13 protein-coding genes are annotated in these 11,027 nt (G+C 71.3%); 7 read left to right on the forward strand and 6 right to left on the reverse strand.

Features of this window, described 5'->3' with window-relative positions:
• On the forward strand, positions 1-159 hold a 159-nt coding region (locus VN520_RS26650), incomplete at its 5' end, for a 2Fe-2S iron-sulfur cluster-binding protein (protein ID WP_325749500.1).
• Between the two features lie 237 nt (positions 160-396).
• Here the strand turns inward: VN520_RS26650 and VN520_RS26655 are convergent.
• Positions 397-1,593 carry an MBL fold metallo-hydrolase gene (locus VN520_RS26655; RefSeq protein ID WP_325749490.1) on the reverse strand — a complete coding sequence of 399 codons (1,197 nt, stop codon included), beginning with the start codon at positions 1,591-1,593 and terminating at the stop codon, positions 397-399.
• 122 nt (positions 1,594-1,715) lie between these two features.
• A complete protein-coding gene (locus VN520_RS26660; RefSeq protein WP_325749491.1) occupies positions 1,716-2,156 on the reverse strand; it encodes a PPOX class F420-dependent oxidoreductase in 441 nt (146 codons plus the stop codon).
• 132 nt (positions 2,157-2,288) lie between these two features.
• Here VN520_RS26660 and VN520_RS26665 point away from each other — a divergent pair, with 132 nt between their 5' ends.
• A complete protein-coding gene (locus VN520_RS26665) occupies positions 2,289-2,900 on the forward strand; it encodes a TetR/AcrR family transcriptional regulator (RefSeq protein WP_325749492.1) in 612 nt (203 codons plus the stop codon).
• A gap of 46 nt (positions 2,901-2,946) precedes the next feature.
• Here VN520_RS26665 and VN520_RS26670 read toward each other — a convergent pair whose 3' ends face one another.
• Positions 2,947-3,948 carry a DUF6745 domain-containing protein gene (locus VN520_RS26670; RefSeq protein WP_325749493.1) on the reverse strand — a complete coding sequence of 334 codons (1,002 nt, stop codon included), beginning with the start codon at positions 3,946-3,948 and terminating at the stop codon, positions 2,947-2,949.
• Between the two features lie 72 nt (positions 3,949-4,020).
• Positions 4,021-4,347, reverse strand: a complete 327-nt coding sequence (locus VN520_RS26675) for a hypothetical protein (protein ID WP_325749494.1) — start codon at positions 4,345-4,347, stop codon at positions 4,021-4,023.
• A gap of 163 nt (positions 4,348-4,510) precedes the next feature.
• Here VN520_RS26675 and VN520_RS26680 point away from each other — a divergent pair, with 163 nt between their 5' ends.
• Genes VN520_RS26680 through VN520_RS26700 form a run of 5 tightly spaced genes read left to right on the forward strand, consistent with a single transcriptional unit; the run spans position 4,511 to position 9,827 of the window.
• Positions 4,511-5,470: an STM4015 family protein gene (locus tag VN520_RS26680; RefSeq protein ID WP_325749495.1), complete on the forward strand. Its 960-nt coding sequence runs from the start codon at positions 4,511-4,513 to the stop codon at positions 5,468-5,470.
• A 14-nt stretch (positions 5,471-5,484) separates the two neighbouring features.
• Positions 5,485-6,693, forward strand: coding sequence for an STM4014 family protein (locus VN520_RS26685; RefSeq protein WP_325749496.1), 1,209 nt, complete (start codon positions 5,485-5,487; stop codon positions 6,691-6,693).
• A gap of 37 nt (positions 6,694-6,730) precedes the next feature.
• Positions 6,731-7,543 (forward strand): STM4013/SEN3800 family hydrolase, encoded by an 813-nt coding sequence (locus VN520_RS26690; RefSeq protein WP_325749501.1) that lies wholly within the window; start codon positions 6,731-6,733, stop codon positions 7,541-7,543.
• Positions 7,540-8,895 (forward strand): STM4012 family radical SAM protein, encoded by a 1,356-nt coding sequence (locus VN520_RS26695; protein WP_325749497.1) that lies wholly within the window; start codon positions 7,540-7,542, stop codon positions 8,893-8,895. The genes VN520_RS26690 and VN520_RS26695 overlap by 4 nt, the downstream gene beginning before the upstream one ends.
• 8 nt (positions 8,896-8,903) lie before the next feature.
• Positions 8,904-9,827, forward strand: a complete 924-nt coding sequence (locus VN520_RS26700) for an STM4011 family radical SAM protein (protein ID WP_325749498.1) — start codon at positions 8,904-8,906, stop codon at positions 9,825-9,827.
• A 36-nt stretch (positions 9,828-9,863) separates the two neighbouring features.
• Here VN520_RS26700 and VN520_RS26705 read toward each other — a convergent pair whose 3' ends face one another.
• The gene (locus tag VN520_RS26705) at positions 9,864-10,691 is read right to left on the reverse strand and encodes an SGNH/GDSL hydrolase family protein (protein ID WP_325749499.1); all 828 of its coding nucleotides are present in this window, start codon (positions 10,689-10,691) and stop codon (positions 9,864-9,866) included.
• 163 nt (positions 10,692-10,854) lie between these two features.
• Positions 10,855-11,027, reverse strand: a 173-nt coding sequence (locus tag VN520_RS26710; RefSeq protein ID WP_325749502.1) for a M23 family metallopeptidase, incomplete at its 5' end; no start/stop codon positions are given.

Consider the following 11,027-nt stretch of genomic DNA (forward strand, 5'->3'; position numbering starts at 1 on the left):
CCGGGCCAGATCATGGCGGCTGTCGCCGTCGTACGCAGAGCCGCGGAGGAAGGCCGTGAGATCACCGACACCGACCTCGACGGCATCCGCAACATCTGCCGCTGCGGCACGTACGTCCGGATCCGCGAGGCCATCAGGGCCGGTGCCGCGCGCATGTGATCAGGCGCCGGCGGTCGGGGCGCGCCGCGTGCCGCCCCGGCCGGCCAGGCAGGGCTGCGCGGAGGGGTGTCATCCGCGACGACGCAGGTGCGCCCCAGCTGGTGGTGCACGGGCGCCGGCCGGTGGTCCGCTCCGCGCGGGGTGCTCCGGCCGAGGCTCGCAGTAACCGATCACGCACTTCAGCCGGGAGACGTCCCGGCAGCCGTGCCATCTCGCTGAGCTCGCCCCCGCCCTACGTCACCGCTCCCCCGCGAGGCCGGCCTCCTCCTGGTGCACCGGTGTCGTACCCGCCGCCCCGGAACGACGCCACGGACGTGCGACGGGCGCCGACACCGCACGCCACCACGCGTCCGAGGGCAGCTCCCCGGACGGCTCGAACGGCTCGCCCGGCCGGGGGAACGCCACCGCCTGCTCCGCATCACCGGCAGCGTCCCTCATCCACTCCCCCGGCTCCGCCCACGCATGCGGGGCGAGGTTGAACGTGCCCCAGTGGATCGGCAGCAACACGCCGTACGGACTGCCGCCCTGAAGGTCCAGGTGCGCCCGCAGGCCCTCCGCCGGTGTCATGTGGATGTCGGGCCAGTACTCCGAATAGGCGCCGACCTGGATCATCGTCACGTCGAAGGGGCCGTGCTCGGCACCGATGGCCTGGAAACCGGAGAAATAGCCGGTGTCCCCGCTGTGGTAGACCCGGTGCTCCGGGCCGGTGACGGCCCACGACGCCCAGAGCGTGTGCTGCTGATTGCGCAGCCCCCGCCCGCAGAAATGCCGCGCGGGAGTGGCGGTCAGGCTGATGCCCGCGATCCGTGCGGTCTCGTTCCAGTCGAGCTCGCGGACGCGGTCCGGGGGCACCCCCCACCGCTCCAGGTGGGCACCCACACCGAGCGGCACCGCGAACACCGTGTCCGTCCCGGCCAGAGCCCTGATCGTGGGCAGATCGAGGTGGTCGTAATGGTCATGAGAGATCACGACGGCGTCGAGGGACCCGAGCGGGGCGAGGGGCAGCGGGACAGGGTGCAGCCGCTTCGGTCCGGCGAACGCGAACGGCGAGCAGCGCTCGCCCCAGACCGGGTCGAACAGCACTCGGCGGCCGTCGATCTCGACGAGCACGCTGGAATGGCCCAGCCAGGTCACCCGCAGGCCCGTGGCCGGCGGCACGGCCAGATCGGCCAGGGTCGTGGCATGGACGGGCACGGTGCCGAGCGGGGATCTGCGGGCCCGTTCCTCCTTGCGGAAGTACACCTTGGCGAAGTCGAGCATGGACCCGGACGGCCGGGTCCGTGCCCCTTCCGGGTTCTGGAACACTCCGTCGGCGAAATGGGGCGAGCGGCGGATCCGCTCCATCCGCGCCCCGGCCGGGTCCGCCCCGAAGGCGTCGGGGCGCAGCGAGCGGAGTCGGGTACGGAGTGAGGGCTGGGGGTCGGCGCCGGTCACAGCATCTCCTGAGGGAGTCGGTCGTCTCATCGTGGGCGGGAGGTGCGACGGAGCGGGAACCCGGCGGTGGGAGGAGCAGCGTCGAGCGCTTCCTCCGGAGCCGTGTCGCAGAGGGTGTCGCGTCACGCACGCGGCTGGCCGTAGACATGCCCGATCCGCAGGGTCAGGACCACTCTGCGGTCCTGGACCATCACCCGACGGTAGTCGTCCCAGTCCGGATGCTCTCCCCGGACGTCCCGGTAGAGGGCGACCAGCTGTTCCACGGTCGCGTCGTGGGGGTCGGCGGCGGGTGGAGTCAGCTCGGCGGTGGCGTCGGCGACGGTCCAGGCCCACCGGTCGTCGCTGGTCACGTGGTAACTCGCCCGCGGGTCGCGACGGAGGTTGCGGGTCTTCGCCCGGTCTTCCGTGATGGACACACGGATGACTCCTTCTTCGGGGTGGTAGGCGTGGTTCACATTGGACAGCTGGGGCCTTCCATCACCCTTGAGGGTGACCAGCACTCCGCCGTCGTGCTCCCCGACCAGTCGGAGCAGCGCCTCGCGTCCGGGTTCGATGTCCGTCATGCCGGTTCCAACGTCCGTACCCCCCGCAGGATTCCGCATCCCGGGTACGACGACGTCGGTTCGGCCGGTACCGGCACCCGACGGGCCCCGGGGGGCGGCAGCCGGTGCCTGGGAGTTGGCTAAGGTAACCGGGTGGCGAGAGTACGGCTGAGTGTGGCGGAGCGTCGTGAGGACCTCCTGCGCGCTGCCGTCGAGCAGATCGAGGTGCGTGGGGTGTCCGCCGTCCGGATCGCCGACGTGGCCGCTGTCCTCGGGGTGAGCAACGCCCTGGTGCTCTACCACTTCTCGTCCAAGGAGAAGCTGGTGGCCGCCGCCTACGCCTACGCCGCCGAGGCCGATCTCGCCCATCTGCGCAAGCTCCTGACCCGCCGCACCAGTGCGGTCCGACGGCTCCGGGCCGTCGTTCGCTGGTACGCGCCGACCGGCCGGGCCAAGGGATGGCGGTTGTGGATCGAGGGCTGGGCGTCATCGCTGCGCGATCCTGTGCTGCGTGAGGTGGCCGGAGATCTCGACCAGCAGTGGAAGGCGGAGCTGGCCGAGGTCATCGAGGAGGGTGCCGCGGCGGGTGAGTTCCACTGCGAGGACCCGATGTCCGTGGCCTGGCGGCTGACTGCGCTGCTGGACGGACTGGCCGTCCAGATGATGTCGTACGCGGGTCCGCTCTCCCGGGCCACGATGCTGCAGTGGACCGAAGAGGCGCTCGCCCGCGAACTCGGCATCTCCCATGAGGTTCTGACCGCTTGAGGGTGCCGGGAGCCAGGACCGGCCGGCACGGGCGGCACACGCCCGGTCAGGTCTGGCGCACCGGCGCGTAGTCCTCTCCTTCGAGACCGAAGGTCCAGGCGACGCCCTCTTTCGCGGTCCGGGTCCTGGGTGGTACGCGCAGCCAGTAGGTGCGGTGTGTTCCGTCCGGTTCGGGGGTGGAGTTGACGACTTCGACCATCACGACGTCCTCGTCGCCCTCCATCGTGATGCGCCAGAGGATCCCGGCCCCGTCCCGGTGCACCGGCTCCGCACCCGACTCCGTGAGGTAGCGGTCGTAGCCGTAGTACTCGAGCATCACCCGGCGCAGCTCCGCGTTCTCCTCGGCGCGGATCCGGTCCGCAGTCAGGCTCGCCAGACCGTCCAGGAACGCGGCCGGCACAGGCATCCCCCGCCAGGCGTACAGGGCGAAGCCGTCCGGGTAGGCGACGGCCGGCCCGTCACCCCGGTCGAGCCGTCCCGCCTCGTCACGGTGGAGCACCTCGGGCCGGTCGCTGATCACCACCGCGTGTTCGTAGGGCCACCACCAGCCGGCGTTCCTGGCCACCTCCGCCAGACCGGTCAGCCGGTCGCCGCGGCCGTCGAAGGCTGCGAGCCAGGCCGCGTCGTGCTGCCCGAGGACCGCGTCGAGCAGCACGAGACGGATGTCGGACTCGTCCTCGGGACGTGACACGAGTTCGGTGACGACTCCCGTCCGTATCCGCTCGGCCAGTGCGGCCGTGGTCTCCCAGAGCTGGGCCCCGGTGGCGGACCACAGGGCGGACCAGCCGGCCGGGCCCAGCTCGTCGTACATCCGGCGCCGTTCCTCCGCCCAGGGCCGGGTACGCACCTCTTCGCGCACCGAGCGTCCCGCGCCGGAGAGCTTCTCCACCGCCTCGACCGCCGCCCTGGGCGAGTCCGCCCAGATGATGCGCTCGGGCTCATCGAGCCCCGCGCTGCGGTAGGCGAGCCGCACCCCGTCCTCGGCCGCGTCCCGGTCGGCCCTGCCCGTGGCCGCCGCCACGCCCCGCCACACGTCCACATACTGCATCGGTGTTCCCCGTTCCCTGTTGCCCTGTTGCTGTTTCCTGGCCACGCATCACCGCACACCCGGCACGGTGGATCAGTCCGCGACGATCCGGACCGCGCCCGGGGCGTACTCACGCTGGCGCACGACGCGGAACCAGCCCTGCGGCAGCGCTATCGCGGCGTGCTCCTCGTGGACCACGCGTCCGCCTTCCGGGAGATGAAGCAGCATCGGGCCGAAGGGTCCCGCCTCCCGCATCAGCCGGCCCGGTCCCTGCACGGCGTGCGCGTGGCCGGTGACTTCGCCCAGTGCCAGGACCAGCCTCCCCCGCCCGTCGCGCGGTTCGCCCGGTGCGTCGAGAAGATGCGCGGGCACCTCCGACTCCTCCAGCGCCATCATCAGCACATCGCCCTGCCGGTACACGGACGTCTCCCCTCCGGGCCGTCACCTCCTGTGCCGGCCACAGGGAAAACGCTACGAGAGAGGTCTGACATCGACGGCAGCCCGGGGCCGGTCACGCCGTTGTCAGTGGCACTTGATAGACCTTGCGGACATCAGTCGTCCCCAGCATCAGGAGCTCAGTGCCATGTCCGACGCGGACCGTCTGCACGAGTTGCTCGGCCTCCCGGCCGTCGATTTCCGGCGCGAGACCGACGGGACGGCCCTTCCAGCGGCCGGTTCCGCGGCCTGGCGCATCAGTGTCGACCCGTACCACCCCGACGAGGGGGGCGCCAGCTGGGAAAAGGAGTTCGACGCCTTCCTGGAAGCCGTCGACCCGTCAGGCGTCCAGGCCCTGATCATCGGGCAGTGGGGCGAGACGTACGAGGAGACCTCCGCCTACCCCGTCGGGCTCGTCACCGCCGCGGCCCACCGGCTGACCTCCCTCAGGGCGGTTTTCGTCGGGGACCTGGTGGTGGAGGAGGCGGAGATCTCATGGATCGAGCAGTCGGACGTCACCACTCTGCTCACCGCCTTCCCGGACCTGACCCAGCTCGGTGTACGCGGCGGCACCGGCCTGGTCTTCCCGCCCGTCAAGCACGAGTCCCTGCAAGGAATTCTCGTCGAGAGCGGTGGGCTGCCCGCGGAGGCGCTGCGCGGAATTCTGGGCAGCGAGCTGCCGGCCCTGGAGCGCCTGGAGCTCTGGCTCGGTGTCTCGGCGTACGGGGGCGACGTGGTGGTGCCGGATCTCGCGCCGCTGCTCACCGGTGCCCGCTTCCCCCGGCTCCGCCACCTGGGCCTGTGCAACAGTGAGCTGCAGAACGAGATCGCCGCCGCCGTGGCTTCGGCGCCGGTCGTCGCGCAGCTCCACTCGCTCGACCTGTCGAACGGCACACTGGGCGACGAGGGTGCGGCGGCGCTGCTCGAAGGCCAGCCGCTCACCCATCTCACCTCGCTCGACCTGCACCACCACTTCCTGACCGTGGCCATGGAGCGCCGCATCGCGGAGGCGCTGGAGCCGCACGGTGTATCGGTCGACCTGTCCGATCGATGCGAACCGTGGGACAACCGCGGCGCCGAGGGCCGCTACACCGCGGTCGCGGAGTGACGAGAAGGCCCGCCATGTCACCGTCAGCGCGTGGCGGACCGCCGCGCCTCGCAGTCGTCGGCATTCCCGCCAACCGCAGGGTCGGCCTCTTCCAGGACGCCGTGCGCGCCGCGGGTCTGCCCGCCGCGCGCACGGTGTCCTGGCTGGAAGTGCTGCGGCAGGAAGCCGTCTTCCTCCCCGGGGAGACCGTGCGCATCGATTCGCCCGGCGAGGACGCGGAGGTGGACCGGCTGCTGCGTGGGGGCGACGACCCGGCCAGGGTCGAGGGTTCGGCCCGCTGGTACGCGCGGTTCACCTCGGCGGTGCAGGAGGTCGCGCGGACGGCCGGGGCGGCAGGTGCCGTGCTGCTGGACGATCCGCAGGACATCGCCGTGCTGTTCGACAAGCGGCTCTGTCACGGCGTACTGGACTCCGCCGGGGTGCCGGTGCCGGACTCCCCCACCTCGGGGCCCGGCGCGGGCCCCGTGCGGGGATGGGCGGATGTGCGTCGGCTGATGGCGGAACACCGCATGCCGCGGGTGTTCGTGAAGCCCGCGCACGGCTCCTCCGCCTCCGGGGTGATGGCCCTGGAAACGGCGGGCCCGGGCAGGATCCAGGCGTCCACCTCCGTGGAGCGGGACGAGGAGGGCCGGCTGTTCAACTCGCTGCGGGTGCGCCGCTGCACGACGGAGCGCGAGGTGGCGGCGCTCGTCGATGCCCTGGCACCGGACGGACTGCACGTCGAGCGCTGGCTGCCCAAGGCGTCCCAGCGGGGGCGCGTCGCCGACCTTCGGGTCGTGGTGGTCGCGGGGCGGGTGACCCACGCCGTCGTGAGGACCAGCCGGTCCCCCATGACCAACCTGCACCTGGGCGGCGCGCGGGGAGATCTGGACGAGGTGCGGACCGCCGTCGAGGCTGCGGGCGGCAGTTGGAGCGCCGCACTGGCCGTGTGCGAGCGGGCCGCGGCCTGCTTCCCGGACACGCTGTGCGTGGGCGTCGATCTGCTGCCCGCGACGGGGTGGCGGCGTTTCGCCGTGGGTGAGGTGAATGCCTTCGGCGACCTCCTGCCGGGGCTGACCGGCCTGCCGGGCAGCGGCGTGGAGGGGATGGACACCTACGGCGCGCAGATCGCCGCCGTAGTGGCGGCGACCTCACACGACGACCGGCCGGACGGCGTCCGCCGTGGGACCGGCCCGACGGACAACGAGCGAGCAAGGAACGACCGTGTCAGCGAAGTCTCCTGATCACATGTCCCGCGACGGGCAGCCCCCCGCGCCCGACATGAACGCGGTCGTGGGCAGCCACGACCTCCTGCTCGTCACCCTGGACACCCTGCGGTTCGACGTGGCCGAGGAACTGGCCGCGGCCGGGCGCATCCCGAACCTCGTCCGGCACCTGCCCGGCGGCGTCTGGGAGAAGAGGCACGCCCCGGGCAGCTTCACCTACGCCTCCCACCAGGCGATCTTCGCCGGATTCCTGCCGACGCCCGTCGCCCCCGGTCCTCACCCGAGACTGTTCGCCGCGCGCTTCGCGGGCAGCGAGTCGACTGCGGACGGCACCTTCGTCCACGAGACCCCCGACTTCCTCTCCGGCCTCGCCGCCGTGGGCTATCGCACGGTGTGTGTCGGTGGCGTGGGTTTCTTCAACCGCCGCCCGCCGCTCGGCTCGGTGCTGCCGGACATGTTCCAGGAGAGCCACTGGGAGCCGGAGTTCGGTGTCACTTCTCCGACGTCCTTCCAGGCCCAGGTCTCGCGGGCCGAACGCGTCGTCGCGGAACTCCCGGATGAACAGCGGCTGTTCCTCTTCGTGAATGTGTCGGCGCTGCATCAGCCCAACTGGTTCCACCTGCCCGGCGCCACTGCCGGCTCCGGTGACTCCAGGGCCACCCATGCCGCGGCGCTGGAGTACGTGGACCGGCACATCGGGCGCCTCTTCGCGGCGGTGAGCAGTCGTCGCAGATGTTTCGCCATCGTCTGCTCCGATCACGGCACGGCGTACGGCGATGACGGCTACACCGGCCACCGTATCGGTCATGAATCCGTCTGGACCGTGCCCTATGCCCATTTCTTCCTCGAACCAGGGGCGACCCGATGACCACCACTCCCAGCACCCGCCCGTACCGCAGCTACGTCTACGCCTATCCGCACAAGACGGCCTACCGCCCTCTCGCCGGCCACCCCGCCGGGCGTCCGTCGCTGAGCGGGCTCTGGGCGGCGGAACGCAAGGACTCGCTCTCGCTCTACCTCCACATACCGTTCTGCGAGGTCCGCTGCGGGTTCTGCAACCTGTTCACCCGGATCGGCGCCCCCGAGGAACTGACGACGCGTTACCTCGACGCGCTCGACCGGCAGGCCACTGCCGTGCGGGACGCGCTGGGCGACGAGGAGCCTGTTCGTTTCGCCGCCGCCGCGTTCGGTGGCGGTACTCCCACGTTCCTCACCGCCGGCGAGCTGGAGCGCCTCTGCGACATCGCGGAGAAACGGATGGGCGCCGACCTCGATGCGGTTCCCCTGTCGGTCGAGACCTCACCGTCGACGGCCACGGCGGACCGGCTGGCCGTGCTGGCCGGCCGGGGCACCACCCGGATCAGCATCGGTGTGCAGAGCTTCGTGGACGCCGAGGCCCGGGCCGCCGTCCGCCCGCAGCACCGTTCCGAGGTGGAGGCGGCCCTCGGCCGGATCCGCGACGCCGGCGTCCCGGTCCTCAACATCGATCTGATCTACGGCATCGAGGGGCAGACCGGGGCGACCTGGCGCACCTCGCTGGATGCCGCCCTGGCCTGGCGCCCGGAGGAGCTCTACCTCTACCCGCTGTACGTGCGGCCGCTGACCGGTCTCGGGCGCCTCGGCGCCGGAGCGGAGGCACCGGACACCGCGTGGGACGAACAGCGGCTGCGGCTGTACCGCGAGGGCCGCGACCATCTGCTGTCCCACGGCTACGAGCAGGTGTCGATGCGGATGTTCCGCCGCACCGACGCCCCGCACGCGGGTCCCGACGACTACGCCTGCCAGACGGACGGCATGATCGGACTCGGCTGCGGGGCCCGCTCGTACACCTCTTCCCTGCACTACTCCTTCGACTACGCCGTGGAGATGCGGGAGATCCGGGGCATCATCGACGGCTTCACCACCGCTACGGACTTCTCGCGTGCGGAGGTCGGCCGTTACGTCGACGACGGCGAGGCGCGCCGACGCCACCTCCTTCAGTCACTGCTCCAGGCCGAGGGCATGCGGACTGCCGGGTACCGCGAGCGTTTCGGCACCGACGTGTACGAGGACTTCCCGGCCGAGCTGGAGCTCTTCACCGCGCGGGGCTGGCTGGACGATTCGGTGGCCCCTGCCCTGCTGCGTCTCTCCCCCGAGGGCCTGGCCCACTCGGACGCCCTGGGCCCGGAACTGTTCTCCCCTGCGGTGCGAGCCGCCATGGCCGCCTACGAGGCGAAGTGAGCCGCCCGATGAGCACGGACCTGACGATCCTTTACCGGGGCCCGCTCGCCTCGTGCGACTACGACTGTCCTTACTGTCCGTTCGCCAAGCGGCGGGACAGCGGGGAGCAGCTGCGGTCGGACCGTGCGGCCCTGGAGCGGTTCACCGGGTGGGCGGCCGAGCAGACCGGCGACCGGCTGTCGGTGCTGTTCACCCCGTGGGGCGAGGGCCTGGTCCGGTCCTGGTACCGGAGGGCGCTCGTCGAGCTGTCGCGACTGCCGCACATCGGCCGGGTCGCCGTACAGACCAACCTCAGCTGCCGTACCGGCTGGCTGGCCGAGGCGGAGCGCGACAAGGCAGCCCTGTGGTGCACCTACCACCCCGGCCAGACGCCGTACGAGCGGTTCCTGGGCCGGTGCCGGGAGCTGACGGCCCTCGGGGTGCGGTACAGCGTCGGGATCGTCGGTCTCGACGAGCATCTGGAGGAGGCGCGCCGGCTGCGTGCCGCGCTGCCGCCCGAGGTGTATCTCTGGGTCAACGCCGCTGAGGGTCACACCTATTCGGACGAGCAGGCGGACCGGTGGACGGCCCTGGACCCGCTGTTCCCGTACAGCAGGCATCCGCACCGCTCGGCCGGACTGCCGTGCCGGACCGGCCGGTCGGTCATATCGGTGGACGGTGACGGGACGGTGCGCCGCTGTCACTTCGTCCGTGCGGAGCTGGGCAATCTCTACGACGGCAGTTACCGCAGTTCGCTCGGTCCGCGCGGCTGTCCGCTCGATGTGTGCGACTGCCACATCGGCTACGTGCACCTGGAGACGCTGCCGCTGTACGACGTCTTCGCGGGCGGGGTGCTGGAGCGGATACCCGCCCGACCGATACGGATACCCGCCCCGGGCGGGTTCGCGTCCCCAGGACCTGCCCGGCGTCCGCTCCCCGTGGTCAGCCGCTGACGAAGCGAGAGCGGCCGGGGTGCGGCGGCCGGAGGGTCAGAGCGGCAGCAGGTCGGGGCGCTTGGCCGCGACGTGATCCCCGGAGGACTCCCCGCGCAGCCGGCGGCCGATCCACGGGACGAGGTATTCACGCGCCCACTGGATGTCGTCGCGCCGCAGGTCCAGTGCCCCGCGCTGGGTCTGCGGGGGCCACACCTGGTCGGGGTCGGCCGGTATCTCGAGGCCGAGGACCTGGGCGGCACGCAACGCGACGCGGGTGTGCCCCTCCGCCGAGAGGTGCAGCCGGTCGTTGTCCCAGGCCCGCCTGTCCTGCACGGACCTCAGGGACCACAGGTCCAGCACCGGGCAGTCGTAGCGGTCGGCGATGGACCGGACGTGCGCGGTGTACATGGCGATCTTGCCCCGCAGGTGCTTGAGCACGGGGATGCCACGGGTGTCGAAGCCGGTGGTGACCATGACCGTGCCGACCGCCTGTGTCAGATCGGCGACCGCGCGCTCGAATCGCACCGCGACGTCGTCAGGGTCGGAACCGGGGCGGAGGATGTCGTTGCCGCCCGCGCAGAAGCTCACCAGATCAGGTGCCAGTTCCTTGGCGCGAGGGACCTGTTCCTCGACTATCTGGTCGAGGAGACGTCCGCGTACCGCGAGATTGGCGTACCGGAAGTTCCCGTGTGTGTCGTCCGCCGGGCCTACTACCGCATCCGGGCCGGGGAGCTGGTCCGCGAGGAGGACCGCGAGCCGGTCCGCCCAGCCGACGAGCGTCCCGCCGGGGCCGGGGTCTCCGACTCCCTCGGTGAAGCTGTCGCCAATCGCTGCGTACGACCCGATGATGCCTCGTTGTCTGTTTCTCGAATCGTCTGCCACAAGGGCTTATCCTGCACCCTCGATTGTGACCTACGCGACCGTAATAAGGGGTTGACGGGTGGTGAGAAAGACCACCCGGTCAGTTTTTGGTAAAGCCGGAATAAGGAGAGGGGCGATGCGTCTTGGCGCATCGCCCCTCCCGTCCACCTTCAGGTGGCGTGCCTCAGATGGAGACGCCGTGCGAACGCAGGTAGGCGATCGGGTCGACGTCCGAGCCGTAGCTCGGGCCGGTCCGGACCTCGAAGTGGAGGTGCGGGCCGGTGGAGTTGCCGGTGGAGCCGGAGAGGCCGATCTGCTGGCCGCCCGTGACGGTCTGGCCGGCCGAGACCCCGAGCG

The organism is Streptomyces sp. (assembly GCF_035563135.1).
Lineage (GTDB): Bacteria > Actinomycetota > Actinomycetes > Streptomycetales > Streptomycetaceae > Streptomyces.

Coding starts and splice junctions, on each gene's coding strand:
- VN520_RS26660 (WP_325749491.1), bottom strand. CDS start 2,156: ATGACGGACATCGAACCCGGACGCGAGGCGCTGCTCCGACTGGTCGGG.
- VN520_RS26670 (WP_325749493.1), bottom strand. CDS start 3,948: ATGCAGTATGTGGACGTGTGGCGGGGCGTGGCGGCGGCCACGGGCAGG.
- VN520_RS26680 (WP_325749495.1), top strand. CDS start 4,511: ATGTCCGACGCGGACCGTCTGCACGAGTTGCTCGGCCTCCCGGCCGTC.
- VN520_RS26685 (WP_325749496.1), top strand. CDS start 5,485: ATGTCACCGTCAGCGCGTGGCGGACCGCCGCGCCTCGCAGTCGTCGGC.
- VN520_RS26690 (WP_325749501.1), top strand. CDS start 6,731: ATGAACGCGGTCGTGGGCAGCCACGACCTCCTGCTCGTCACCCTGGAC.
- VN520_RS26695 (WP_325749497.1), top strand. CDS start 7,540: ATGACCACCACTCCCAGCACCCGCCCGTACCGCAGCTACGTCTACGCC.
- VN520_RS26700 (WP_325749498.1), top strand. CDS start 8,904: ATGAGCACGGACCTGACGATCCTTTACCGGGGCCCGCTCGCCTCGTGC.